The sequence below is a fragment of the Streptomyces sp. NPDC091416 genome, from assembly GCF_044756845.1.
Lineage (GTDB): Bacteria > Actinomycetota > Actinomycetes > Streptomycetales > Streptomycetaceae > Streptomyces.
Window position 1 is genome coordinate 1,012,124 of record NZ_JBIVTU010000001.1, and the last position, 23,925, is coordinate 1,036,048.

21 protein-coding genes are annotated in these 23,925 nt (G+C 71.3%); 15 read left to right on the forward strand and 6 right to left on the reverse strand.

Translation table 11 applies throughout. The features are described 5' to 3' along the window. Positions 1 to 190 precede the first annotated feature (190 nt). The 6 genes from ACIQMX_RS04500 to ACIQMX_RS04525 all read left to right on the forward strand — a co-directional run bounded on the left by ACIQMX_RS04500 (position 191) and on the right by ACIQMX_RS04525 (position 6,501). Positions 191 to 1,051 (forward strand): SDR family oxidoreductase, encoded by an 861-nt coding sequence (locus tag ACIQMX_RS04500; RefSeq protein ID WP_402474849.1) that lies wholly within the window; start codon positions 191 to 193, stop codon positions 1,049 to 1,051. 139 nt (positions 1,052 to 1,190) lie between these two features. Next, positions 1,191 to 2,168 (forward strand): EamA family transporter RarD, encoded by a 978-nt coding sequence (rarD, locus tag ACIQMX_RS04505; protein WP_363071435.1) that lies wholly within the window; start codon positions 1,191 to 1,193, stop codon positions 2,166 to 2,168. A gap of 62 nt (positions 2,169 to 2,230) precedes the next feature. After that, positions 2,231 to 3,817: an FAD-dependent monooxygenase gene (locus tag ACIQMX_RS04510; protein ID WP_402474852.1), complete on the forward strand. Its 1,587-nt coding sequence runs from the start codon at positions 2,231 to 2,233 to the stop codon at positions 3,815 to 3,817. A gap of 56 nt (positions 3,818 to 3,873) precedes the next feature. Further along, the gene (locus tag ACIQMX_RS04515) at positions 3,874 to 5,379 is read left to right on the forward strand and encodes a hypothetical protein (RefSeq protein WP_402474854.1); all 1,506 of its coding nucleotides are present in this window, start codon (positions 3,874 to 3,876) and stop codon (positions 5,377 to 5,379) included. Beyond that, positions 5,376 to 6,062 carry a class F sortase gene (locus tag ACIQMX_RS04520; RefSeq protein WP_402474857.1) on the forward strand — a complete coding sequence of 229 codons (687 nt, stop codon included), beginning with the start codon at positions 5,376 to 5,378 and terminating at the stop codon, positions 6,060 to 6,062. Before ACIQMX_RS04515 ends, ACIQMX_RS04520 begins: the two co-directional genes overlap by 4 nt. Further along, entirely contained in the window at positions 6,043 to 6,501 is a 459-nt protein-coding gene (locus tag ACIQMX_RS04525; protein WP_402474860.1) for a VOC family protein, read from the forward strand. Before ACIQMX_RS04520 ends, ACIQMX_RS04525 begins: the two co-directional genes overlap by 20 nt. A gap of 43 nt (positions 6,502 to 6,544) precedes the next feature. Here ACIQMX_RS04525 and ACIQMX_RS04530 read toward each other — a convergent pair whose 3' ends face one another. Further along, positions 6,545 to 7,429: a helix-turn-helix transcriptional regulator gene (locus ACIQMX_RS04530; protein ID WP_363071425.1), complete on the reverse strand. Its 885-nt coding sequence runs from the start codon at positions 7,427 to 7,429 to the stop codon at positions 6,545 to 6,547. A 142-nt stretch (positions 7,430 to 7,571) separates the two neighbouring features. On the opposite strand from ACIQMX_RS04530, the gene ACIQMX_RS04535 reads away from it, so the two are divergent. The 5 genes from ACIQMX_RS04535 (at position 7,572) to ACIQMX_RS04555 (ending at position 12,681) form a co-directional block, all read left to right on the forward strand. Continuing rightward, on the forward strand, positions 7,572 to 8,351 hold the full coding sequence (locus ACIQMX_RS04535; protein ID WP_402474863.1) for an NAD(P)H-dependent oxidoreductase: 780 nt from the start codon (positions 7,572 to 7,574) through the stop codon (positions 8,349 to 8,351). Between the two features lie 215 nt (positions 8,352 to 8,566). Then, positions 8,567 to 9,577: a quinone oxidoreductase family protein gene (locus tag ACIQMX_RS04540; protein WP_402474865.1), complete on the forward strand. Its 1,011-nt coding sequence runs from the start codon at positions 8,567 to 8,569 to the stop codon at positions 9,575 to 9,577. A 198-nt stretch (positions 9,578 to 9,775) separates the two neighbouring features. Continuing rightward, complete coding sequence (locus ACIQMX_RS04545; protein WP_402474867.1) at positions 9,776 to 10,834, forward strand: AraC family transcriptional regulator; 1,059 nt, start codon at positions 9,776 to 9,778, stop codon at positions 10,832 to 10,834. 211 nt (positions 10,835 to 11,045) lie between these two features. Beyond that, positions 11,046 to 11,513, forward strand: a complete 468-nt coding sequence (locus ACIQMX_RS04550; RefSeq protein ID WP_402474870.1) for an RICIN domain-containing protein — start codon at positions 11,046 to 11,048, stop codon at positions 11,511 to 11,513. Between the two features lie 358 nt (positions 11,514 to 11,871). Next, a complete protein-coding gene (locus ACIQMX_RS04555; protein WP_363071415.1) occupies positions 11,872 to 12,681 on the forward strand; it encodes an HAD family hydrolase in 810 nt (269 codons plus the stop codon). Between the two features lie 210 nt (positions 12,682 to 12,891). Here ACIQMX_RS04555 and ACIQMX_RS04560 read toward each other — a convergent pair whose 3' ends face one another. The 5 genes from ACIQMX_RS04560 to ACIQMX_RS04580 all read right to left on the reverse strand — a co-directional run bounded on the left by ACIQMX_RS04560 (position 12,892) and on the right by ACIQMX_RS04580 (position 18,097). Next, positions 12,892 to 13,518 (reverse strand): TetR/AcrR family transcriptional regulator, encoded by a 627-nt coding sequence (locus tag ACIQMX_RS04560; protein ID WP_363071413.1) that lies wholly within the window; start codon positions 13,516 to 13,518, stop codon positions 12,892 to 12,894. A 202-nt stretch (positions 13,519 to 13,720) separates the two neighbouring features. Next, positions 13,721 to 14,611 (reverse strand): ABC transporter permease, encoded by an 891-nt coding sequence (locus ACIQMX_RS04565; RefSeq protein ID WP_402474873.1) that lies wholly within the window; start codon positions 14,609 to 14,611, stop codon positions 13,721 to 13,723. Beyond that, positions 14,598 to 15,551, reverse strand: a complete 954-nt coding sequence (locus ACIQMX_RS04570; protein ID WP_402474876.1) for an ATP-binding cassette domain-containing protein — start codon at positions 15,549 to 15,551, stop codon at positions 14,598 to 14,600. The genes ACIQMX_RS04565 and ACIQMX_RS04570 overlap by 14 nt, the downstream gene beginning before the upstream one ends. Before the next feature lie 94 nt (positions 15,552 to 15,645). Further along, positions 15,646 to 16,869 (reverse strand): outer membrane lipoprotein carrier protein LolA, encoded by a 1,224-nt coding sequence (locus tag ACIQMX_RS04575; protein WP_402474879.1) that lies wholly within the window; start codon positions 16,867 to 16,869, stop codon positions 15,646 to 15,648. 217 nt (positions 16,870 to 17,086) lie between these two features. Then, positions 17,087 to 18,097, reverse strand: a complete 1,011-nt coding sequence (locus tag ACIQMX_RS04580) for a polyprenyl synthetase family protein (RefSeq protein ID WP_363071405.1) — start codon at positions 18,095 to 18,097, stop codon at positions 17,087 to 17,089. 156 nt (positions 18,098 to 18,253) lie between these two features. On the opposite strand from ACIQMX_RS04580, the gene ACIQMX_RS04585 reads away from it, so the two are divergent. From ACIQMX_RS04585 to ACIQMX_RS04600, 4 genes are all read left to right on the forward strand, one after another. Next, positions 18,254 to 19,753, forward strand: a complete 1,500-nt coding sequence (locus ACIQMX_RS04585) for a peptide MFS transporter (protein ID WP_363071403.1) — start codon at positions 18,254 to 18,256, stop codon at positions 19,751 to 19,753. Positions 19,754 to 19,771: 18 nt separating this feature from the next. Then, positions 19,772 to 21,766, forward strand: a complete 1,995-nt coding sequence (locus ACIQMX_RS04590; RefSeq protein ID WP_363071401.1) for a CocE/NonD family hydrolase — start codon at positions 19,772 to 19,774, stop codon at positions 21,764 to 21,766. Between the two features lie 127 nt (positions 21,767 to 21,893). Next, positions 21,894 to 23,123: a fumarylacetoacetase gene (gene fahA, locus ACIQMX_RS04595; protein ID WP_363071399.1), complete on the forward strand. Its 1,230-nt coding sequence runs from the start codon at positions 21,894 to 21,896 to the stop codon at positions 23,121 to 23,123. After that, positions 23,120 to 23,797 carry a GPP34 family phosphoprotein gene (locus ACIQMX_RS04600; RefSeq protein WP_363071397.1) on the forward strand — a complete coding sequence of 226 codons (678 nt, stop codon included), beginning with the start codon at positions 23,120 to 23,122 and terminating at the stop codon, positions 23,795 to 23,797. Before fahA ends, ACIQMX_RS04600 begins: the two co-directional genes overlap by 4 nt. Positions 23,798 to 23,925 lie beyond the last annotated feature (128 nt).

The window sequence follows — 23,925 nt, forward strand, 5'->3', positions numbered from 1 at the left end:
GGCTGCCGCACATCGGGTCCCGCAGCAAGCCATTCACCGAGTCGCGTACCGGTCCGTGGCGCCTTCTCACTTACACCCATGCCAGTACCTTACTTCAAAGTGGGTACTTTCCTCTGGTTAGTGCACTCCTTATGGTGAGTATCAGAACGCGCAGACAGGAACATGAGCACCTGAAGAGGAGCAACACCCCATGAGCATCGTCGTCACCGGAGCCACCGGAGAGCTCGGCCGCCTCGTCGTCGAGCAGCTGCTGACCACCGTCCCCGCGGGCGGCATCGCCGCCGTCGTCCGTGACAAGGAGAAGGCCGCCGGCCTCGCCGCCCGCGGCGTCGAGCTCCGGATCGCCGACTACAACCGCCCCGAGACACTGGCCGACGCCTTCCGGGCCGGCGACCGGGTGCTGCTCATCTCCGGCAGCGAGGTCGGCAGCCGCGTCGCCCAGCACACCGCGGTCATCGACGCGGCCAAGGCGGCGGGCGTGGCGCAGCTCGCGTACACCGGCATCCTCGGCGGCCCCGACGCGGACATCCAGCTGGCGGCCGAACACAAGGCGACCGAGCAGCTGATCCTCGGCTCCGGCCTGCCGTACACGTTCCTGCGCAACGGCTGGTACACGGAGAACTACACCGCGAACCTGGCGCCCGTCCTGGCTCACGGAGCCGTCGTCGCCAACGCGGGCGGGGGCCGGATCGCCTCCGCCACCCGTGCCGACTACGCGGCCGCGGCCGCGGCCGTCCTGACCGGCGAGGGCCACCTCGGCCAGGCCTACGAGCTGAGCGGGGACGTCGCCTGGTCGCTCGCGGAGTACGCCGCCGAGATCGCCAAGGCCTCCGGCAAGGAGGTCATCTACAAGAACGTCCCGGCCGCCGTCCACCAGGAGATCCTGGTCGGCGCCGGTGTGCCCGAGTCCTTCGCGGCGATCCTCACCGACGTGGACGAGGGCATCCGGCGCGGCCTGCTGGCCGGCACCAGCGGCGAGCTGGCCCGGCTCATCGGCCGCCCGACGACGCCGCTCGCGGAGACCGTCGCCGCGGCGGTCGCCGCCCAGTAGGCACACGGGCGCACAGCCCCACGGACCCCCGGGCCCGGTGTCATGACCGTCTGGCGATACGGCAATGACACCGGGCCGCGTCGGCGCTACCTTCGTCAGGTTGACGAAGCCGTCGACGGACACCTGCCAGGAGGGGCCCGTGAAGGGAAAGAACGAACAGCGGGCCGGACTCCTGTCCGGTGTGACGGCCTACGGACTGTGGGGCATCGTCCCGCTGTTCTGGCCGCTGATGAAGCCGTCCGGCGCGGTCGAGATCCTGGCCCACCGCATGGTCTGGTCCCTCGGCGTCGTCGGCATCGCCCTGCTCGCCCTGCGCCGCTGGGCCTGGATCGGCGAGCTGCTCCGGCAGCCGAGGAAGCTGGGGCTGATCACCGTCGCCGCGGCCGTGATCACCGTCAACTGGGGCCTGTACATCTGGTCCGTCAACCACGGGCACGTCGTCGAGGCCTCGCTCGGCTACTTCATCAATCCGCTGGTGACCATCGCCATGGGCGTCCTGCTCCTCGGCGAGCGGCTGCGTCCCGCACAGTGGGTGGCGGTCGGCACCGGCGTCGCGGCAGTACTCGTCCTGGCGATCGGTTACGGGCAGCCGCCGTGGATCTCGCTGGCCCTGGCGTTCTCCTTCGCGACGTACGGCCTGGTGAAGAAGAAGGTCAACATGGGCGGCCTGGAGTCACTGGCGGCCGAGACGGCGGTGCTGTTCGTGCCCGCGCTCGGCTACCTGGTGTGGCTGGGCACGCAGGGCGACTCGACCTTCGCCACCGAGGGTGCCGGCCACGCGGCCCTGCTGGCCGCGACGGGCCTGGTGACCGCCATCCCGCTGATCCTGTTCGGGGCGGCCGCGATCCGCGTACCGCTGTCCACCCTGGGCCTGCTGCAGTACCTGGCACCGGTCTTCCAGTTCATTCTCGGAATCCTGTACTTCCACGAGGCCATGCCCCTGGAGCGGTGGGTGGGCTTCGGGCTGGTCTGGCTGGCTCTCGCGCTGCTGACCTGGGACGCGCTGCGGGCATCACGGCGTACGCGGGTGCAGGCACAGGCCGCACGGCTGGCCGCGGCGGCGCAGGGCGCCCCGACGGCGCCGGAGACACCCACCGCCACTCAATCCATTACCTAGTTGCTTTTTTAACTCGGTTGCGTTTCTCTTGAGGTCAACGGAGACGCAACCGAGGAGTACGCATGCCCTCATCCCTGACCACCGTGCTGATCGTCGGCTCCGGGCCGACCGGGCTGACCCTGGCCATCGACCTCGCCCGGCGGGCCGTCGACGTGACGATCATCGACAAGGCCCCGCAATTCCCGCGCAGCTCCCGCGCCAAGGGCCCCAACGCGCGCTCGCTGGAGGTCCTGGAGGACCTCGGAGTCGTCGAGGAGGTGCTGGCCGCCGGGGCCGCGCCGCTGCCGATGCGCAAGTACCGGGGCGGGGTGGCGATCGCCGAGGCCGACCCCTTCGCCGGCGTGCGCCCGACACCGGACTCCCCGTACACCCGGCCGCAGATGGTCGCCCAGTGGCGGCTGGAGGAGGTCCTGCGGGACCGGCTCGCGACGTACGGCGTACGGGTCGCGCTCGGCGCCGAACTGGTGGGCCTGACCCAGGACGGCACCTCCGTGACGGCCACCCTGGCCGACGGACGGGAGATCGGGGCGCGGTACGTCGTCGGCTGCGACGGCGGCCACAGCGCGGTGCGCAAACTGCTCGGCCTCCCGTTCGAGGGAAAGACGGACGAGACGCAGATGATGGTCTGCGGAGACGTCGAGGCCGAGGGCCTCGACCGCGGAGTCTGGCACCAGTGGTTCGACGAGGACGGCGCCGTGATGCTCTGCCCGATCCCCGGCACCCGTTCGGGCTGGTGGTTCCAGGCCGGTCCCGAGACCGACGCCTCCGGCTCGCCCGTACCTCCGTCACTGGACAGCTTCCAGCGGCTGTTCGCCAAGCACACGGGCCTGCCCGGCACGCTGCTGTCGCAGGCCGCGCTGCTCTCCACCTACCGGGTCAACGAGCGCATGGTGGACCGCTACCGGGTGGGGCGGGTGTTCCTGGCGGGCGACGCCGCACACGTGCACTCGATCGCGGGCGGGCTGGGCATGAACACCGGCATCCAGGACGCGTACAACCTCGGCTGGAAGCTCGCCCGGGTCGTCTCCGGCCGGGCGGGCCCGGCCCTGCTCGACACGTACGAGGAGGAGCGGCTGCCCGTCGCGGCCGATGTCCTCGACCTCAGCGCGGAGCGGCTGCGGGCCACCCTGGAGGCGATCAGGAAGCCGGGCGGCGGCCTGGACGCGGCGAACGCGCCGATGCCCCACGGACCGGGGTCCGGCTACCCCTGGAGCTCACTGGCCCGCCTCGGCGCGACACCCCGGCTGCGCGCGGGCGACCGCGCCCCGGACGCACCCTGCCGCGACCTGGCCACCGGAACCCCGCTCCGGCTGTTCGAGGCCTTCGGCGGACCGCACTTCACCCTGCTCGGCTTCGGCGCGGGCACGGCGCGCGCGCTGCGGGAGGCGTCGACGGCGCACGAGGACGAGCTGCGGGCGTACGGAGTGGACGCGGGCGACATGGGCGACGGCGCGCACGGGGCGGCCGCGGGCGTGGCGCACGGCCTGGCCGACGACGGCGGCCACGCCCGCTCGGCGTACGGCATCGCGCCGGGCGAGGACGTCCTGGTCCTGATCCGCCCGGACAACCACGTCGGACTGATCGTCCCGGCCGGAGAGCCGCGGGCGGTCGGGGAGTACCTGGGTGCTGCGGCATTGGAGCGAGCTTGAGCGCGTCACGGTGAGTGATTCCCTCCTGACGCGCAGTTTATATTTTCCTCATACTTATGACCCGATCTCTGCGCACCTCCGGGACGTCACGCACGCTCCTGCGCACCGCGACCACCACCGCCGCCTTGTCCGCCCTGACGCTCCTCGCCTGCGCAATCGCTCCCACCGCGGGCGCGGAGGACACGGTGCGGCCCGTCGACCCGTCGGGCCTCGGCCCGACGGGCCCGTGGTTCCGGCTCCAGGAAACGACGCCCGACCGGGACCCCGGCATCCAGGAGGTCTCCCCGAAGCCGGACCCGGTGCATCTGAACGGCAGCCTGCGCCTGGCCATCGGCGCGGGCGAACAGGCCCAGGCCGCGACCTACTTCAACGCGTCCGGGGCAACCGAGCCCCTGAAGTCGCTGCTGGACGCGGGCATCTCCTACTGGGCGTACACCGCGACCGAGGGATCCAGCAACACCAGCATCGGCGCCAACCTCCAGCTCCCGTCCTCGTGCGGCGGATTCACCACCCTGTCGTTCGAGCCCGGCAGCAACACCGATGTCGAGGGCGAGGCGCTGAAGCCGGACACCTGGCAGAAGTACCGCTTCACCGCGGACTCGGTGGTGCGGACCTCGCGTGCCGTGGCGGGCATCCCGGCGGGCGGGGACGCTCCGCTGTCGACCTTCGTCGCCGCGTGCGAGGGCGCGTTCGGGGTGATCGCCAACATCGGCCGGCTCGGCGACCCGGACGGCACGCTCAACACCTACGTCGACAACATCACGGCGGACGGCACCGTCTGGGACTTCGCCGTCACGGGCAGGGCGACGGCCGCGCTCACCGTGCCCGAGGAGATCGAGGCGGGTGACGGTCCCCGCCCGGCCGACGCCTCCTACAGCGACCCGGAGGACGGCCCGCAGTATCCCGGCATCGGCACCCGCCTCACCCTCAAGGGACCGGCCGGCCTCCGGGCCGACCAGCTGACCGTCATGTCCGAAGGCGCCGAAGTCCCCCTGGCCCGGGGGACGGACGGGACGCTCACCGGCGAACTGCGGACCAACCTCCGGGCGGGCGGCACGCTGGAGCCCGGCGGGAAGGCGGGCGCCGCGTTCACGCTCGCCGCCGCCGAGGGCGCGCCCACCGGCCCGCTCGACGTGACGACCGAACTGACCGTCACCCTCTCCGGAGCCGACGGCCCGCAGCGCACCGGCGTCAGCGCCACGGACCGCACCCTGATCACCGCCCAGGACGTCGAGCCCAGCCCGTCCCCCAGCCCCACCCGTACCCACCACCCCAAGCCGAAGCCGTCCGACGGCGGGCACGGGGGCGGCGGCCACTGGGGCGGCGGGAACGGCGGCGGCCACGGCAACGGAGGCGGCAACCACAACGGCGGAGGCCACGGGAACGGACCCATGCCCAACGGCCCGGTCGACGCGGGCGACGGCTCCACCGCCCTGACCGGCAGCAGCGACTCCACGGGAGGCCTGAGCGGCACGGCCCTGGCAGCCGGCGCGGCCGGACTGCTGGCAGCGGCGGGCGCCGCTCTCGGCGGTCTCCGCACCGTCCGGCGCCGGCGCGGTTGAGCGCGCGCACCCGGCGGGAACGGCCCCCACGGCGGCCGTTCCCGCGCCTGATCGCGGCGGCCGGGCTGGTCCCGGCCGCCGCGGCGGCACTCGTCCTGCTCCTGGGTTCGCCCCTGACGGAACCCGGCGTCCCTGCCGCCCCCCGGTCCGGCGCCGCGTCCACGAGGACGGCCTCGCCGCCCCCGGCCCGCCCTCTCCGCGTCGACATCCCCGCCCTGCACGTCAGCGCACCCCTGGTGGACCTGACCCTGGACGACCGGGGCAGGCTCGGCGTGCCCGACCCGGCCGAGCGCAATCTGGCCGGCTGGTACCGGGACGGGGTGCCACCGGGCTCCCCCGGCACCGCGATCGTGGTCGCCCACGTGGACACCCCGACCGGCCCGGCCGCCTTCGCCGGGCTCGACACGCTGCGCCCGGGCGCGACGGTCGACGTGCGCCGCGCGGACGGGACGGTCGCGTCCTTCCGTGTCTACGCCATCGAGGAGTTCGAGAAGAGCGACTTCCCCAGCGCCCGTGTCTACGGTCCGGCGAAGGATGCCCAACTCCGCCTGCTCACCTGCGGTGGCGCCTACGACCCGGCTGCGGGCGGCTACCAGTCCAACGTGGTCGCCTTCGCCCGCCTGATGGCGGTTCACCCACCGGAATCAACCCCTCCGGGCAAGAATGTCCCGCATGACTCTTGAGTGGAAAGTCGTCATCGACGCCGCCGACCCGCACGCCCAGGCCGGCTTCTGGTCCGCGGCCCTCGGCTACGAGATCGAGGACAACAGCCCCCTGGTCGAACGCCTCCTGGGCCTCGGAGCCGTATCGGAGGCGATCACGACGACCGCACACGGACGGCGTGCCTGGCTCGACCTGGCTGCGGTGCGGCACCCGGACGACCCGTTCGAGCCGGAGAGCGGGACGGGGCTCGGGCGGCGGCTGCTGTTCCAGCGCGTACCGGAGCCCAAGACGGTGAAGAACCGCCTCCACCTCGACCTGCACGCCGGACCCGAGCGCCGGGACGCGGAGGTGGCCCGGCTGGAGAAGCTGGGCGCGAAGGTGCTCCGCGAAGTGGCGGAACAGGGCGGGACGTGGACGGTGCTCAGCGACCCGGAGGACAACGAGTTCTGCGTCCAGTGAGCTACTCGCGGACCTGACGAGCGTGCGGTCCGCGTCCAGTGAGCTACTCGCGGACCTGTCGCGCGTGCGCCGAGGGCCGCGTGCCACCGCCGTCCTCAGCCTGCCGTGCGCCACCGCCGTCCGCGCCGAGCCCCGCGAGCAGGCGCAGCCCGTCCTCGGCGGGGCTGCCCGGGGCCGCCGACAGCACCAGCAGCTCCATGCCGGAGTCGTCCGGCAGTGCGAAGTTCTCCTGGTGCAGCTCCAGCAGCCCGACCATCGGATGCCGGTAGGCCTTGCGGCCGTGGGTCCGGGCGCGCACGTCCGCACGGGCCCAGAGCCGGCGGAATCGCTCGCTGCCCATGGCCAGCTCGCCGATGAGCGAGGCGAGGCGGGGATCATCGGGATATCTGCCGGCGGCCAGGCGCAGGTGTCCGACGGCGTCGAGCGTGCAGGTCTCCCAGTCCGCGTAGAGGCCGCGCTCGGTCTCCTCCAGGAAGAGGTGCCGGGCGGTGTTCAGCCCCGGCACCGGCCGGCCGTACAGCAGCCCCGCGAGACGGTTCCCCGCGAGCACGTCCAGGCGGTGGTCCATGATCAGCGCGGGTGCGTCGACGACCAGATCCAGTACCCGAAGCACCTCCGGCCGTACGCGCCCGCCCGGCGCCTTCGCACGTCGCCGCCGCTGCCGGGCGAGGCGGTGGAGGTGCTCGCGTTCGGTCTCGTCGAGGCCGAGGACCTGGGCGAGCGCGTCGAGGACCTGCTCGGACGGCTGGGTGGCCCGGCCCTGCTCCAGGCGTACGTAGTAGTCGACGCTGACCCCGGACAGGTGGGCGACCTCTTCCCGGCGCAGCCCCTCGACCCGGCGGCGGCTGTCGGTCGGGATGCCCACGTCCACCGGGTCGACCCGGGAGCGCCGGGTCCGCAGGAAGCCCGCGAGATCGAGATCGTCCATGCGCCCAGTATCGCCTCGGTACGCCGTGCGAGGGTGGCCCTGCCAGTCCCAGGAAGTCCGGTCCGACGGAAGAGGCGCCCCTGAACACCGGGCGCGCGGGCGCCTTCAATCAAAGGCATCCGCCTCTCCCGAAGGAGTCCTGATGAAGACGCTCATCGTCCACGCTCACCCCGAGCCGAAGTCGCTCAACAGCTCGCTGAAGAACCTCGCGGTGTCCACCCTGGAGGCCGCCGGCCACGAGGTACGGGTGAGCGACCTGTACGCGATGGACTGGAAGCCGGTCGTGGACGCCGCGGACTACGGCCCCGACGCCTCCAGTCCGCTGAAGGTCGCCCGGGACTCGGGCCGGGCCTTCGACGCCGGCACGCTGACCGCGGACGTCCGCGCCGAGCAGGAGAAGCTGCTGTGGGCCGACACCATCATCTTCCAGTTCCCGCTGTGGTGGTACTCGATGCCCGCGATCCTGAAGGGCTGGGTGGACCGCGTGTTCACCTTCCACTTCGCGTACGGCGTCGGCGAGCACAGCGACGCCAAGTACGGCGACCGCTACGGCGAAGGCACCCTCGCCGGCCGCCGGGCCCTGCTGTCCGTGACGGTCGGCGGCCAGGAGTCGCACTACACCGCACGCGGGATCAACGGCCCCATCGACGACCTGTTGTTCCCGGTCCAGCACGGCATCCTGTACTACCCGGGCATCGAGGTACTGCCGCCGTTCGTCCTCTACGGCACCGACCGGATGACGGCCGAGGACTTCCCGGATGCCGCCAAGGCCTGGGAACAGCGCCTGCTCACCCTGGAGTCGACGGAGCCGATCGCGTTCCGCCGCCAGAACTTCGGCGACTACGAGATCCCGTCGCTGCACCTGAAGGAAGGGCTGGAGCCGACGGGCCGCACGGGCTTCGGACTCCACGTACGCGACTGACCACCGGCGATTCGAGCGGGTCCGGGACGAGCCGGAGGTCCGCGATCCGGGTGTCCGCCGTCGTGCGGAAAGTTGCCCGGTACGGGGTCCGCACAAGCCGGGCGTGGGCAGCGGGTGGCCCTACGGCGGTGCGGAAGCGGCGGGCCGGCCTGTTGGCCGGGAATCGGATCGCCATCAGCGGGGTTGGTGGGGGACGAGCCGATAGTGGAGGGCACATGCGAGCGATTCAGGTGTACGAAGTGGGCGGTCCCGAGGTGCTGCAGGAGGCCACGGTGGACCCGCCGCGGCCGGGTCCGGGCGAGGCGGTCGTCGAGGTCGCCGCATCCGGGGTCAACTTCCTCGACGTGTACCACCGCGAAGGCCGGTACAGCCTCCCGCTGCCCTTCACTCCGGGCGCCGAGGGCGCCGGCACGGTCGTCGAGATCGGCCCCGGCGTCGCTGACGTCGCAGTCGGGGACCGGGTCGGCTGGGTGGAGATTCCCGGCACGTATGCCGAGCGGGCCGTCGTGGACTCCTCCCGGCTGGTGCCGCTGCCCGACGACATCGGCTTCGAGACAGCCGCCGCCGTGCTCCTCCAAGGCATGACCGCGCACTATCTCGTCAAGGACGCCTACCCGGTTCAGGGGGGCGACACGGTGCTCGTGCATGCGGCTGCCGGTGGCATGGGGCTGCTTCTGACCCAGCTCATCACCCATCTCGGCGGCAGGGTGATCGGCACGACGTCGACCACGGCGAAGGCCGAGCTGGCGAAGCGTGCCGGAGCCGCCGAGGCGATCCTTTCCTCCGCGGTAGACGATCTCGCAGCCGAGGTGAGGCGGCTCAACGGCGGCCAGGGACTGCCGGTCGTCTTCGACGGCGTCGGCGCGCACACCTTCGATGCGAGCCTCGCCAGCCTGCGAACCCGCGGCCATCTCGTGCTCTTCGGCGCGGCAAGTGGTGCCGTGCCGCCGTTCGATCCGATCCGGCTCGCCCACGGAGGTTCGCTGACGCTGATCCGGCCCAGCCTCGGGGACTTCATCGTCGATCGGTCCGAACTGCTCCGACGGGCCGCCGATGTGTTCGAGTGGGTGCGCTCCAAGGCACTTGAGGTCACCGTAACGGGCCGCTACGCCTTGTCCGACGCCGCCCGGGCCCACAGCGATCTGGAGGCTCGGCGTACCACCGGCAAGCTGCTCCTCGTACCCGACGCGGCCGCTGGGGGACGCCGTGAGGAGACGCAGAGCTAATCGCGGGTGAGGCTGCCGGCCCACCGCGCCCTCCACCGGGCCGAGTTGTGGGCCGCCCCGGCCCGGAGCGCGAAGCCGCCCGGGACACCGTTGGCGGCGTCGAGGAGCAGGCAGCAGCAGCGGGACCGCCCGCTCCCAAAGGCTGTCAGGAACAAGATCAGCCCGTACCCCGGACACTCCGCCCACCAGGAGCGGCAAGTGCAGTCCCAGCAGCTCAACTCGCTCTGGAACGATCAGCAGGTTCTTGAAGGGAAGCTCGCTGAAGGGGATTTCATGCCGGTCGAAGACGAAACCCATGTGCCGGTCGACCGTTTTGGGCAGTGGAGGGAGGCTTTCGGCCGGTTGCGGGCTGCGGAGATGACCAGTGATCATGCCTCCACGTTCACAGCGACGATGCGGCACGTACCGATGGGGCCGGCGATCGCCCTCGGTGCATCCTTTCCGTCCTTGCACGTCAGACGGACGGACAAGATGATCCGGGCCCGTGACGAAGAGGTCTACCACCTGACGATGCTGACTGTGGGTCAGGGCATGGGGTCCGGATCGAGCTCGGGCCCGGCGCAGCGGATCTTCCCCCGCCAGGTGCACCTGGTGGTCAGTTCCGAACCGTACGAGACAAGGTTCGTCAGCACCCCCGACAGCGGGTCCGTCGAGGGCATTGGTTTCGATCTGCCCATATCGATGCTTCCGGTTCCCGCACACAGAGTCCGACGGCTCGTCGGTCGCGCGCTACCGACAGAGCTGGGAATGGGCGCCGTACTATCAGCGTTCCTCCTCGCTCTGGACCGCCAGATGCCGGCACTGAGCGCCCTTGATGCAGCTCGCCTCGGCACTACAGCGGTCGATCTGCTGGCAGGCTTCATCACCAGAGAGCTTGAGGACGAAGACGTCCTGCCTCCCGAAACCCGGCTGCGAACCATGCTGTACGAGGTGCGCACCTTCGTGCGCCAGCACCTCCACGACCCGGAATTGACGCCCTCCACGATCGCCGCGGCACACAACGTCTCGCTGAGCTATTTGCACCGCAGCTTCACCGGCGAATCCCAGGGCACCACTCTTGCGGCGTTCATCCGTCGCCAGCGGCTCCAGAAGGCCTATCAGGACCTCATGGATCCCACTCTGCGCGCTCTGCCCATTCACGCCATCGCCACACGTTGCGGAATCGTTCAAGCTCCGACTTTCGCCAGGGCTTTCAGATCCGCTTATGGAATCTCACCCTCCGAGCACCGCCATGAATCCGGCAGACAGCGGCCGTAGCCGGGCAATGCTGCGCATCCCACGAGGTCCGGCAGGCGGCCGGTACAGAGGGACGGACGCCCTCGCCGTCCTGTCGTGGATGGATCGTCAAGAGCTGTGCACGAATAGGCAAGACTGCTGCGCTCAGGCGCACCTAGTGTCCCGACTGACCACACGGCGTTCAGGAGGCGGCCACGAGGCCGCCGTCGCCGGGGTATGAGGGGCAACACAAATGAAGCGAGTGGTAAAGGCAGTCCTGGCTGCGCTGGCGATCCCGGCCACGGTGCTGGCACTGGCAAATCCTGCATCCGCCGTCGACGGGGGCAAGGTTCAGTGGAAGCACGCGAAGAGCGGGTACTGCCTCTCGTCCATCGAGGACTACGGTCCGGTCAGCGTGTTCTGGAACTGCAAGTCCGCGAACGGTGTGTGGTGGACCGAGATCCAGAACAGCGATGGCAGCTGGAACATGGTCAACCAGTGGGGCTGGTGCCTGACCAATTACAACGACACGGTCTACGTGGAGCCGTGCAGCTCGGGTCGCGACCAGACCAACTGGTACCAGCGGTGGTACGAGACGAATACCGCCACCGGGTGGAAGCTTACGAATCGTCAGACCGGTCGCGTTCTGGACAGCAACGGCAGCAAGGTCTACACCGGACCCGACTACGGTGACAGTGACACTTACCAGCGCTGGCACTGACATACAGCGGCGGGTCGTCCCCGGTATGTCGCGCCCCGGACATCGGCCGCCGCGGCATACCTCCGTCGGGCGAGGGTTGCGGCACCGTCTGTGAACCGGGCCGGGCCGGCCGTCGAAACCGCGGCCGGCCCGGCCCGCGCCGGCGAGCTCCGTCAGGTGGTTTCGCAGGACTGCCCGGTCCTGCGTCACCGGGACCGTGCAGCGGGCCGGCCCCGCTCCCGGAAGCAGACGGGCAGGCAGCCAGCCGGTACGTTTCCTCCCGGTACGCCCCCGCACTCTCCGGGCCGCCTCTCCGTACCGGACCGTCGCCGCAGGTCAGCGCGGCACAGTGGAACGCGGATCTCCTTAGGCTTGCCCCATGCCCCTCCCGCCCGCATATGCCCTCGTCGCCACGGACCTGGACGGCACCCTGTTGCGTCGCGACGACACCGTGAGCCCCCGCACCCGCGCCGCGCTCAACCTCGCCGCTGCCGCCGGAGCCCGGCACCTGGTGGTGACCGGGCGGCCGGTGCCGGGCGTGCGGGACCTGCTCGCGGGGCTGGGCTACCAGGGGCTCGCGGTCTGCGGGCAGGGAACGCAGTTGTACGACGCCGGGGCGGCGCACATCGTCCGGACCACCCCTCTGGACCGGGAGCTGGCCGATGCCGCCCTCGGCAAGATCGAGGCACAGGTGGGCCGGGTCTTCGCAGCGGTGGATCAGGACGGGGCCGACGGCCGCACCCTGATCGAGCCGGGCTATCTGATGCCGCACCCCGCACTGCCGGCCCAGCGAGCCCGTCACCGTGACGAGTTGTGGTCCGAGCCGGTCATCAAGGTACTGATCCGCCACCCGGACCTGGACGACGACGCTCTGGCGGCCGCCGCCCACGCGGCCGTCGGCGACCTGGCCACCGTGACGCTGTCCGGTCCGGGGACGGTCGAGCTCCAGCCGTACGGCGTCGACAAGGGCGCCGGAATCGCGGCGGCCGCCGAGCACCTGGGCCTGGACCCGGCCACCGCGATCGCGTTCGGGGACATGCCCAACGACGTGCCGATGTTTCGCAGTTGCGGTCACGGGGTGGCGATGGCCAACGCCCATCCACTCCTGCGGGCGGCGGCGGACGAGGTGACGCTGTCCCATGAGGAGGACGGAGTCGCGGTGGTCCTGGAGCGGGTGTTCGGCCACTGACCCAGACCGCCTCGGTCGGCCCGCCCCGGCGGCGAAGTCCGCCAGGAACCAAGAGCGACGGGGGCGCATCGGGGACTCCGGGAACGGCCTGGGCTTATGGGTGATCGCCCACATCGTCGACGAGATCCAGGTGGGCAGCGGGTTCCGCCGAGGCGCTCAGGGGCGTACGTCCCGGGCCCCGGCAGCAAGGTGTCCCGGGCATGGGCGTGCTCACTCACCCGGATGCACAGGACCACGGGCCCGCCCCTCAACTCCCCCGGCCCCCAGCGACCGCAGCACATGCCCGACCAGGGCCGCCACCGTCTGCGCGTCCTGCATCGGCTTGCGCAGGACGTGGCGGTAGTAGACGGGGCCGTAGAGCATCTCCACCGCCAGGCGCAGGTCGGCTCCCGGCGGGATCTGGCCCTGGTCCTGGGCGGCGCGCAGGCGGTCGACGGCTGCTTCGAAGCGGGGGTTGATCAGTTGGGTGCGTACCGTTTCGGCCAGGGCGTCGTCGTGGTGGAGCTCGGAGAGTATGCCGGCGTACGCGGGACCGAAGGGCGGATCGGCGAGGAATCTCACCGCGCCCGTCACATGGGTGCGCAGGTCCGTGGCGATGTCGCCGGTGTCGGCGAACGGGGTGGCGGTCACCAAAGCCTCCGTGAACGCCTCCAGCAGCACCGCACTCTTTGACGGCCACCAGCGGTAGATCGTCTTCTTGCTGACGCCCGCCCGGGCCGCGATGGCCTCGACCGTGACGCGGCCGTACCCCTTCTCCGTACAGAGTTCGAGGGCAGCCTCCAGCGTTGCCCTGCGTGAGCTCTCGCTCCGGCGCAGCGAACTCGGCGATGTGATCATTCGGTGAGCATAGGTCTGTTCGAGCCAATCCTTGTTGACAGTCCGTCGCCAGAAGTCGAACAATGCCCATGCGGGAAACGGAACGTACCGTGTCGGCTCGTTCCTGGACTTTCGCACCGTTCGTGCCGTTCGTGCCGCGACGAGCCGATCGGGGGACGGCTCGCCGGCCGGCGGTACGGCTGCCGGAGCCGGTCCTGTCCTCTCAGGCGGTGATGTCCTTCGCCGTGAACCTGGCCCAGGCCGCCGAGCCGAACACCGCCGCGTACAGCGCCTGCAGCTCCAGGTTCTTCACCACCTCGTCCCAGTAGAACGGCTCGCGCAGCAGGTCCGAGAAGGACAGCCAGTAGTGCGAGAAGAGGTACGGGGCGATCCCGCTCAGCTGGGGGATCGCGTCCAGGATCTGCACGGTGATCAGCACCCCGACCGTCGCCGCCATGGCCGCGATTCCGCTGTTGGTGAGGGTCGACACGAAGAGCCCGAGTGCCGCGAAGCCGATCAGTGACGCGGCGACCGCCACCGCGACGAGGCCCGCCCGGAGCAGCCCCTCACCGAAACCGATCCGGGTCCCGGAGATCGTCGTGAGCTCGTCGACGGGAAAGAGCAGCGCGCCCACGGCGAGTGCGGAGGCGGCGACGACGAGGGTGGCGACGAGGCAGAAGGCCAGGATGGAGGCGTACTTGGCGAGCAGCAGCCGGGTCCGGCCGGCCGGTGCGACCAGCAGGTAGCGCAGCGTTCCCGCGCCGGCCTCGCCCGCCACGGAGTCGCCCGCGATGACGCCCACCGTCATCGGGAGGAAGACCGGGAGGACCGCGGCGAGGGAGGCGAAGACCAGGAACAGGCCGTTGTTGGTGACCTGGGAGAGGAACGCGGGGCCCGCGCCGCTTCCGCCGGGCCCGGCCTGCGAACCGTCGGCCGTCTCGATGCGGACCGCGATTCCGATCAGTACGGGGACGGCGGCGAGCACGCCGAGCAGGGCGAGGGTACGCCAGCGGCGCAGGGTGGTGGTCAGCTCGGAGCTCAGGATGCCGAGCGTCCACAGCGGGTTGCGCCGGGCCGTGGTGGTCCCGGCCGGCGCGAGTTCAGCCTGCGACATCGAATCCCTCTCCGGTGAGTGCGACGAACGCGTCCTCCAGCGAGGCCCGTTCGACGCCGAAGGAACGGACCCGGACGCCGCCGTGGACCAGGGCCGCGTTCAGGTCCGCGAGTTCGACGGGGCCGGCCGGAACGTCGGCCCGGACCCGGTCGCCGTCGAGGCTGATGCCGGTGATGCCGTGCTCCTTCAGGACGCGGGCGGCGTCGGCCGGGTCCGGTGTGGTGACGGCGAGCCGGCCGAGGGTGCCGGCGGCGAGGTCGGCGACGGGTCCCTGGGTGATCAGGCGGCCCCGGGCCATGACCGCGGCATGCGTGCAGACCTGCTCGATCTCGTCGAGGAGGTGGGAGGAGAGGAAGACCGTGGTGCCCTCGGCGGCCAGCTCCCGGACCAGGGCGCGGATCTCCCGCATGCCCTGCGGGTCCAGGCCGTTCGTCGGCTCGTCCAGGACCAGGAGCCGGCGGGGCCGGAGCAGGGCGGCGGCGAGGCCGAGCCGCTGCTTCATGCCCAGCGAGTAGGCCCTGGCCTTCTTGCCGGCCGCGGCGGCCAGCCCGACCCGCTCCAGGGCGTCGCCGACGCGGGCGCTGCGGGTGCGCGGATCGGCGGTGGGGTCGGCGCGGTCGAAGCGTACGAGGTTGTCCCGGCCGCTCAGGAACCCGTACAGCGCGGGGCCTTCGATCAGCGCCCCGACCTCGGGCAGCACGGTGCGGGCCGCGTCGGGCATGGGACGGCCCAGGACGCTCGCGGAGCCGGACGTCGGGTCGATCAGGCCCATCAGCATCCGGATGGTCGTGGTCTTGCCCGAGCCGTTGGGCCCGAGGAAGCCGAAGACGCTGCCGCCCGGGACGGCGAGGTCGAGCCCGTCGACGGCGAGCTGGCCGCCCCGGTAGCGCTTGGTGAGCCCGCGGGTCTCGATCACGGGCACGGTGTCGGTATCGGTCATGTGTGCTCCCCCAGATCGCGTCCGCCCCGTCCCACCGTACGGAGGCTACGGCGGGACGGGGCGGTGCCGGCGCGCGACGGCTCACACGGTGGTGTCAGCCGGCCCGGTTCGCCGCGTCCACCAGCGCGTCCTTGGTGACCGCGCCGACGTAGACACGGCCGTCGTCCGTCATCAGGGCGTTGACCAGGCGGGTCTTGAAGACCGTGCCGGAGCCGAACGTGCCGGTGACCTTGTCGCCGAGGGCGTCCAGGAACTGCTGCGCCCCGGCCGGTACCTCGCCCGATTCCGCCGACGGGAGGACTGCCCCGCCGGGGGTCTTGATCTCGGCGACGGTGTTCCAGCCCTTGCCGATCACGTTCATGCCCTCGAACGCGCCCGGGCCGCCCATCGCCTTCCCGGCCCCGGCCTTCCCGTGGGCGTCCGCCTCGTCCGCCTCGGTCACCTCGGCGCCCTTGGGCGGGGTGAAGGAGAACGAGGAGGCGTCCGGCTTGCCGAAGTCGACCGTGGTGAACCCGGCGTCGACCGCCGCCTTGCCGCCGCTGCTGGGCCGCAGGGTGAACTTGAGCGGTACGCCGTTCTCCGCGTCGACGGCGACGGTGATCGAGCCGATCGTGGAGCCGCCCTGCTCGGGCTTGATGACCAGCCGGTACGCGTCGCGACCGGCGACCTGCGCGGTGCCGTCGACCGTGACGGACGTCGTGCCGTCGGCGGCCTTCAGGGCCTGCTCGGCCAGGGCCTTCGGGGTGGCGGGAACGCCTTCGGGGGCGGCCTGCCGCTCCTTGCTCCGGCCGGCCTCGTTCTCGGCGTGGTAGACCGCGTTGGACTTGCTGTCGTACGCCCAGACCTGGTCCCCGTTGCGGATCAGGCTGTACTCGGACGCGTCGTCCAGGATGGACAGGCGCTGCTTGTCGGGGCCGTCGGCGGCCACCCGGAGGGTGTGGGTGCCCGAGGCCAGTTCCGTGAGCTTCTTCTGCGGGTCGGCGCTCGCCGAGCCCTTGTCGCCCGCGCCGTCGGGGACGAAGGAGCCGGCCAGGCCGCCCATCGACGGGATCCCGAGGTCGGTGCTGATCTTCACCGTGCCGGAGAGCTGCTGCGTGTCCGAGGCGGCGATCTTCTCGATGAGTTCCTGCGCGGTGATCCGCGGCAGCTCGGGGTCCCCCGAGCTCGCGAGCGCCGGGACCAGCCCGATCGTCGCGGCCGCCACCCCCGCCACCGCGACGGGGACGATGTAGCGCACCGCCTTCCGGCGGCCCGCGCCGGCGGCCTTGGTGCCGTGCGCTGCCGAGCCGTTGGTGTCTGCGCTGTCGTTCGGTGCCATGTGTGCCCTACCTCCGTGGTCGGCGGCTTCCGTCCGGATGCACTCGTCCACTCCGTGCCGCCATTCTCGCCCGATTTGGTCAGGAGTGGTTGTTCTCCATCTGACCAAATCGGACGGCTTCAGGCGTCAGCCCGCGGGTGCAACTCCGCCTACCTCTCCGGGATGACACCGGCGGGCGGTTCCTCCGCCGCCCCGTAGGGGTCCGGCGGATGGCGGCTCAGCCCGCGCGGTGCACCACGGCGTCGCACATCTCTTCCAGCGCGTCCTTCGCGTAGCACGAGGGCAGCGGCGTCAGGGTGGCCCGCGCCTCCTGCGCGTACCGGACGGTGTCGCGTCGTGCCTGGTCGAGCGCCGGGTGGGCGCGCAGCCGGCGCAGTGCCTCGTCGAGCCTGCCGGGCTCGTTCAGGTCGCCGTCCAGCAGCTCGACGAGCTCCAGGTCGTCCGGCTTGCCGTCGGCCGCGGCCTGCGCCCTGAGGTGGAGGACGGGCAGCGTCGGGATGCCTTCGAGGAGGTCCGTGCCGGGGGTCTTGCCGGACTCGTGGGAGTCGGACGCGATGTCGAGGACGTCGTCGGCGAGCTGGAAGGCGACGCCGAGGCGCTCGCCGTACTGGGTGAGGATGTCGGTCGTCGACTCGTCGGCGCCGGACATCATCGCGCCGAAGCGGCAGGCCACGGCGATCAGCGAGCCGGTCTTGCCGCGCATCACGTCGAGGTAGTGCTCGACCGGGTCGCGCCCGTCGCGCGGGCCGGCGGTCTCCAGGATCTGGCCGGTGACCAGGCGCTCGAACGCCTCGGCCTGGATACGGACGGCCTCGGGGCCGAGGTCGGCCAGGATGTGCGAGGCGCGCGCGAAGAGGAAGTCGCCGGTCAGCACGGCCACCGAGTTGCCCCAGCGGGTATTGGCGCTGTCGACCCCGCGGCGCACGTCGGCCTCGTCCATGACGTCGTCGTGGTACAGCGTCGCAAGGTGCGTCAGCTCGACGACCACGGCGGCGGGCACCACGCCCGGGGCGTCGGCGTCACCGAACTGGGCGGCGAGCATCGCCAGCAGGGGACGGAACCGTTTGCCTCCCGCGCGCACCAGGTGCTGCGCGGCCTCCGTGATGAAGGGGACCTCGCTCTTGGTGGCATCGAGCAGCCCCGACTCGACAGCAGCCAAACCGGCCTGGACACCGGCCTCAAGAGCCTGGTCCCGCACGCTCAGTCCGAACGGCCCGACGACGGTCACGAGGGGATCTCCTGTCTGCTGACGATCACACGGAATGTCGATGTGTCGCTGCCATCACTCAAGTCAGCGTATCCGGTCCCCTTTGGATCACCGTGGGCGCCTTCCCGCCACCGCCGGTATGTTCGGGATCAGCTCATACGATCAGGAGTCACCCCTTTGTCCCACACAGCCGCAGACACCGAAGCCGCCCAGCCTCCGCCGGGCGATGACCACGCCTTTTTCGGCCAGCCCCGGGGTCTGATGACCCTGTCCGGCCTGGAGGTCTGGGAGCGGTTCTCGTTCCTCGGCATGCAGGCGATCCTGGTGCTCTACTTCGCCGACGCCGTCAGCAACGGCGGCATGGGGATGGAGGCGGGCACCGCCGCGTCCGTCTCCGCCGCCTACGGCACCCTCGTCTACCTGGTCTCCGTGGCCGGCGGCTGGCTGGCCGACCGGATCCTCGGCTCGTACCGCGCCGTCCTGTACGGCGGCATCCTCATCGCCTGCGGGCACTACGCCATGGCAGTGCCGACCAACGCCATGACCTGGGTCGGCCTGGGTCTGATCAGTGCCGGAACGGGCCTGCTCAAGCCCAATGTCGCCACCATGGTCGGCAAGCTCTACCGCACCGAGGACGAGCGCCGTGACGCCGGCTTCGCCCTCTACTACATGGCCATCAACATCGGCGCGTTCCTCGGCCCGCTGGTCACCGGCTGGCTGGGTGACCACGCGAGCTGGCACTGGGGTTTCTCGGCCGCAGCGTTCGGTATGACGCTCGGCCTGATCCAGTACGTGCTGGGCCGACGTCACCTGGCCGGGCGAAAGAGGACCGCCGAATTCGCACTGGCCCCCGGGCCCATGCGGCGGGCGGTCCGGCTCATGATCATCGGCTTCGTCGTGGTCGCCGCGCTCGCGACGGCGCTGGCGCTGGCGGGCTGGCTGACGATGGACCGCTTCGTCGACCTGCTCACACTCGTCTCCGTGATCGCACCGGTCGTGTACTTCGCGGTGATGTTCAGGAGCCCCCGGGTCACCGCGGAGGAGCGCGGCAGGCTGCGCCCGTACGTGGTGCTGTTCCTGGCCTCCGTCGTGTTCAACTTCATCCTCTTCCAGGCGTACTCGACGATGATGCTGCTCGCGTCGACCAACGCCCGCACCGAGATCTTCGGCTTCCACTTCCCGGCCAGCTGGTACGCCTCCGCGCTCGGCGCCTTCGAGGTGGCGCTCGCTCCGGTGGTCGCGGCCGTCTGGGCGAAGATGGGGCCGCGCCAGCCGCACGCGTCCAACAAGATCGCGATCGGGGTGATCCTCGGCGGGCTCTCGTTCCTGCTGATGGTCCTGCCCACCTCCGGGCACGCCGACGACACGTACAAGATGGCCGCCTGGTGGATCGTCGGCTCGTACCTGCTGCTCGGGCTCGGCGACATCCTGCTGGAGACCTCCGGCATGTCCGCGACCACGAAGCTCGCCCCGAAGGCGTTCGCCAGCCAGACGATGGCCCTCTGGTTCCTCTCCCTGGCTCTCGCCAACGGCATCCAGGCACAGATCGTGAAGCTGTACGGCGAGGTCTCCAACCCTGCCTACTTCGGCGTCAACGGCGCCATCGCGGTGGTGGCCGGTGTGGCCGTCATCGCCGCCGCACCCTGGCTCAAGCGCACCATGCACCCCGTCCACTGAGGAACGAGGTATCCCCCCATGCACATCCAGACCGCGTTCCCGTACGAGACGACGCGCGAGGACCTCTACATCCCGCTGCCGGACGGCACTCAGCTGTACGCCCGGATCTGGCGGCCGGTCACCGACGAACCGGTGCCCGCGCTGCTGGAGTACCTGCCCTACCGGCTGAGCGACTGGACCGCGCCGCGGGACTGGCAGCGCCATCCCTGGTACGCCGGCCACGGCTACGCCTCGGTCCGGGTCGACGTGCGCGGGCACGGCAACAGCGAGGGCATGCCGGGCGACGAGTACGACGCGACGGAGCTCGCGGACGGGGTCGCCGTCATCCACTGGCTGGCCCAGCAGGAGTGGTGCTCGGGCCGGGTCGGCATGTTCGGCATCTCGTGGGGCGGATTCAACTCGCTCCAGATCGCCGCGCTCGCCCCCGAGCCGCTGAAGGCCATCGTCACGGTGTGCTCGGCCGACGACCGCTACGACAACGACGTCCACTACATGGGCGGCTCGGTCCTCGCCGTGGACATGCACGCCTGGGCGGCCACCATGCTGGCCTTCGTCTGCCGGCCGCCCGACCCGGCGGACGTCGGGGACGACTGGCGGCAGATGTGGCTGGACCGGCTCGAAGCCGTGGACCCCTTCATCCACACCTGGCTGGCCCATCAGGCACGCGACGACTACTGGAAGCACGGCAGCGTCTGCGAGGACTACTCCGCCGTCAAGGCGAACGTCCTCGCGGTCGGCGGCTGGCACGACCCGTACCGCGACACCGTGCTCCGGCTCGTCGAGCACCTGGACCCGGCGAAGGTCCGCGGGCTGATCGGGCCCTGGTCGCACCAGTACCCCGACCGCGGACTGCCGCCCGGTCCCGGCATCGGCTTCCTCCAGGAGACGCTGCGCTGGTGGGACCAGCACCTGAAGGACAAGGACACCGGGATCATGGCGGAGCCCCTGCTGCGGTCCTGGATCAGCGAGTCGCACCGGCCGGCCACGGTCTACGAGACGCTGCCCGGCCGCTGGGTCGGTGAGACCAGCTGGCCGTCGGAGAACGTCGCACCGGTCGCGTACGCGCTCCAGGGCGGGCCGCAGATCGTCGACTCGCCGCAGCAGACCGGGCTGGACGCGGGGCGGTTCTTCCCGTTCGGCAACGACGCCGACCTGCCGCCCGACCAGCGTGACGAGGACGCCAAGTCGGTGTGCTTCGAGTTCCCCGTGGAAGCCGCCCCGATCGAGATCCTCGGCCGCCCGCGGGTGAGGCTGCGGATCCGGATGGACGTCCCGCGCGGCCAGGCGATCGCCCGGCTCTGCGACGTCGCCCCCGACGGCTCCTCCACCCTCGTCACCCGCGGCGTCCTCAACCTCGCCGCCCGCGACGGCAGGGACCGCACCGAGGACTGGCCCGTCGGCGAGACCGAGGACGTCACCTTCGACCTGAACGGCATCGGGCACACCTTCCCGCCCGGCCACCGGATCAGGCTCGCGGTCTCGTCCTCGTACTGGCCGTGGATCTGGCCGCAGGCCGGTTCGAAGGGCTTCACGCTGGACGCCGACGGCAGCTTCGTCGAACTCCCGGTGCGCCGGCACACCGAGGACCCCTCGATCCACTTCGAGGAACCCGAGCAGTCCGAGCCGCTCGGCGTCGTCTTCCCCGCCACGCTCGACGAACAGCGCCCCGAGCGACTGGTGATCCGTGACGTCGCCAAGGGTGAGTGGCGGATGGAGGTCGACCCCCGGTACGGCGGCACGCGCGTCTACCCGGACGGTCTGGAGTTCACCGAGGACGCGGTGGAGACGTACACGATCCAGGAGAGCGATCCGCTCTCCGCGCACACCCGCTCCGACTGGACGATCCGGCTGCACCGGCCGGAGATGTCCTGGGACGTGCAGGTCGAGACGCGCTCCGAGATCTCCGCGGACGCGGGCGACTTCATCACGTCCAACGAGGTGGTGTGCAAGGAGGGCGGCGAGGTCGTCTTCCACCGGACCTGGGAGAAGCGCATCCCGCGCACGGCCGGATAGCACGACCGGACAGCTCGGCCACAGCAGCGCTTTCCAGGGCATTGAGGGCGGTTGGGACAGTGCCGCGCGGGGATGTCCCCCACGTAACGTGTCCCCCACAGTGACCTGGAAAGCGAGGCAGCAACAGATGCCCGAGCAGAGCAGCCCGCTCGAACTGACCGAGGGCGACCCCTTCGGTCCGCACCACCTTCCGTACGGTGTCTTCTCCACCGCAGACCGGCCCGACGAGCGGCGGGTCGGCGTCCGCATCGGCGGCCACGTACTGGACGCCGGGGCGGCGGCGCACGCGCTGGGTTCGCCCTATGCGCAACTGCTGGCCCAGCCCGACCTGATGGCCCTGTTCGCGGCCGGCCGCACCGCCTGGAGCGATGTGCGCCGGGCGCTGACCGCCTGGGTGACGGTGCCGGCCCACCGCGCGGACATCGAGCCGCTGCTGTACCCCGTCGACTCCGTGACGCTCCATCTGCCCTACCGGGTGGCGGACTACGTCGACTTCTACGCCAGCGAGCACCACGCCGGCAACGTCGGCCGGATCTTCCGCCCGGACGGCGACCCGCTCACGCCCAACTGGAAGCATCTGCCGATCGGTTACCACGGCAGGGCGGGCACGGTCGTGGTCTCCGGTACGGACGTGGTGCGTCCGTCGGGGCAGCGCAAGGCCCCCACCGACCCCGCTCCCGTCTTCGGCCCGTCCGTCAAGCTGGACATCGAGGCCGAGGTCGGCTTCGTCGTCGGCGTCGGCTCGGAGCAGGGCCGGCCGGTGCCGCTGGCCGACTTCCGCGACCACGTCTTCGGCCTGTCGCTGCTCAACGACTGGTCGGCGCGGGACATCCAGGCCTGGGAGTACGTCCCGCTGGGCCCGTTCCTCGGCAAGTCCTTCGCCACTTCGGTGGCCGCCTGGGTGACACCGCTGGAGGCCCTGGATGCCGCCCGGACCGCGCCGCCCGCCCGCGACTTCCCGCTGCTGCCCTACCTCGACGACGCGGACGAGGAGGAGCTCGGCGGCTTCGACCTGCGGCTCTCCGTCGCGATCAACGGCCAGGTCGTCTCCGAGCCGCCGTTCTCCACGATGTACTGGACGGCTGCCCAGCAGCTGGCGCAGATGACGGTCAACGGCGCCTCGCTGCGCAGCGGTGACCTGTACGGCTCCGGCACCATCAGCGGCGCCGAGCCGGCCCAGCGGGGCTCCCTGCTCGAACTCACCTGGAACGGCCGCGACCCGCTGGAACTCCCGGAGGGCAAGCGGACGTTCCTGGAGGACGGCGACACCGTGACGCTGACGGCCTGGGCCCCGGGCCCGGACGGCACCCGCGTCGGCCTGGGCGAAGTGACCGGCCGCATCGTGCCCGCGGCATGAACCGGCCCCCCGGCCCCACGCTGCCCGAGGAACTGCTGCTGCTCGCGCTCGACCCGCAGCGCGGCACACCGTACTGCCGCAACCGGACCCTCGAGTACGCGCTGGCCGGGGCGGCCCTGGCGGAGCTGGAACTGCAGGGGCGGGTCACCGGGCAGCGGGGCGAGATCCAGGTGGTCAACCCGCTGGAGCCGGCGGACCCGCTCCTGGCCGCGCTGATGCGGAGCCTGCCCGCGCCGGGCAAGGGCCGCTCGGGCGTCACGGCCCAGGGCTGGGTCCGGCGCGCCGGGCAGCCGGCCGGGGGCATGTATCTGGAGGACGCGGTGCGGCGCGGTGTCCTGCTCCGGGAGACCCGCCGCTTCCTCGGCCTGGTGCCCTACCACCGCCACCCGGCGGGGCCGCAGAGCTACGCGGTCCACGTCCGGGAGCGGTACGCGGCCGCCGAGCGGGCCGGACTCCCGGACCACCGCAGCCGTGCGCTGGCCTCGCTCGTGGCGGCGGCCGGTCTCGACCGGCAGGTGCCCGGCGTCGGATCGACGTCCCGTTCGGCGATGCGGTCACTGATCCACGAGCGGTGGCCCGCCTACGCGGTGTACCGCAACGTCCGCCGGGACGCGTCGGATCGTTCCGGGAGGCGGGCGGGATCGGCGGGGACGAACCCCGGCAGCGACTCCTGACCCGGCACCGGTGGCAGATCTTTCTGCATCGGGCCACGTCTGCGCAGGTCACAGCCGTTCCGTAACGGTCCTCAAGTGGCGCAACACTGCGGCAACACCATCTCCGGCGCGGCGTCGGTATGGTCCAC

Excerpts from the sequence above, each read along its gene's own strand:
- ACIQMX_RS04525 (WP_402474860.1), top strand. The coding sequence starts at position 6,043 with ATGTCCCGCATGACTCTTGAGTGGAAAGTCGTCATCGACGCCGCCGAC.
- ACIQMX_RS04530 (WP_363071425.1), bottom strand. The coding sequence starts at position 7,429 with ATGGACGATCTCGATCTCGCGGGCTTCCTGCGGACCCGGCGCTCCCGG.
- ACIQMX_RS04540 (WP_402474865.1), top strand. The coding sequence starts at position 8,567 with ATGCGAGCGATTCAGGTGTACGAAGTGGGCGGTCCCGAGGTGCTGCAG.
- ACIQMX_RS04510 (WP_402474852.1), top strand. The coding sequence starts at position 2,231 with ATGCCCTCATCCCTGACCACCGTGCTGATCGTCGGCTCCGGGCCGACC.
- ACIQMX_RS04575 (WP_402474879.1), bottom strand. The coding sequence starts at position 16,869 with ATGGCACCGAACGACAGCGCAGACACCAACGGCTCGGCAGCGCACGGC.
- fahA (WP_363071399.1), top strand. The coding sequence starts at position 21,894 with ATGCCCGAGCAGAGCAGCCCGCTCGAACTGACCGAGGGCGACCCCTTC.
- ACIQMX_RS04515 (WP_402474854.1), top strand. The coding sequence starts at position 3,874 with ATGACCCGATCTCTGCGCACCTCCGGGACGTCACGCACGCTCCTGCGC.
- ACIQMX_RS04600 (WP_363071397.1), top strand. The coding sequence starts at position 23,120 with ATGAACCGGCCCCCCGGCCCCACGCTGCCCGAGGAACTGCTGCTGCTC.
- ACIQMX_RS04535 (WP_402474863.1), top strand. The coding sequence starts at position 7,572 with ATGAAGACGCTCATCGTCCACGCTCACCCCGAGCCGAAGTCGCTCAAC.
- ACIQMX_RS04550 (WP_402474870.1), top strand. The coding sequence starts at position 11,046 with ATGAAGCGAGTGGTAAAGGCAGTCCTGGCTGCGCTGGCGATCCCGGCC.
- ACIQMX_RS04565 (WP_402474873.1), bottom strand. The coding sequence starts at position 14,611 with ATGTCGCAGGCTGAACTCGCGCCGGCCGGGACCACCACGGCCCGGCGC.
- ACIQMX_RS04560 (WP_363071413.1), bottom strand. The coding sequence starts at position 13,518 with ATGATCACATCGCCGAGTTCGCTGCGCCGGAGCGAGAGCTCACGCAGG.
- ACIQMX_RS04555 (WP_363071415.1), top strand. The coding sequence starts at position 11,872 with ATGCCCCTCCCGCCCGCATATGCCCTCGTCGCCACGGACCTGGACGGC.
- ACIQMX_RS04500 (WP_402474849.1), top strand. The coding sequence starts at position 191 with ATGAGCATCGTCGTCACCGGAGCCACCGGAGAGCTCGGCCGCCTCGTC.
- ACIQMX_RS04570 (WP_402474876.1), bottom strand. The coding sequence starts at position 15,551 with ATGACCGATACCGACACCGTGCCCGTGATCGAGACCCGCGGGCTCACC.
- ACIQMX_RS04590 (WP_363071401.1), top strand. The coding sequence starts at position 19,772 with ATGCACATCCAGACCGCGTTCCCGTACGAGACGACGCGCGAGGACCTC.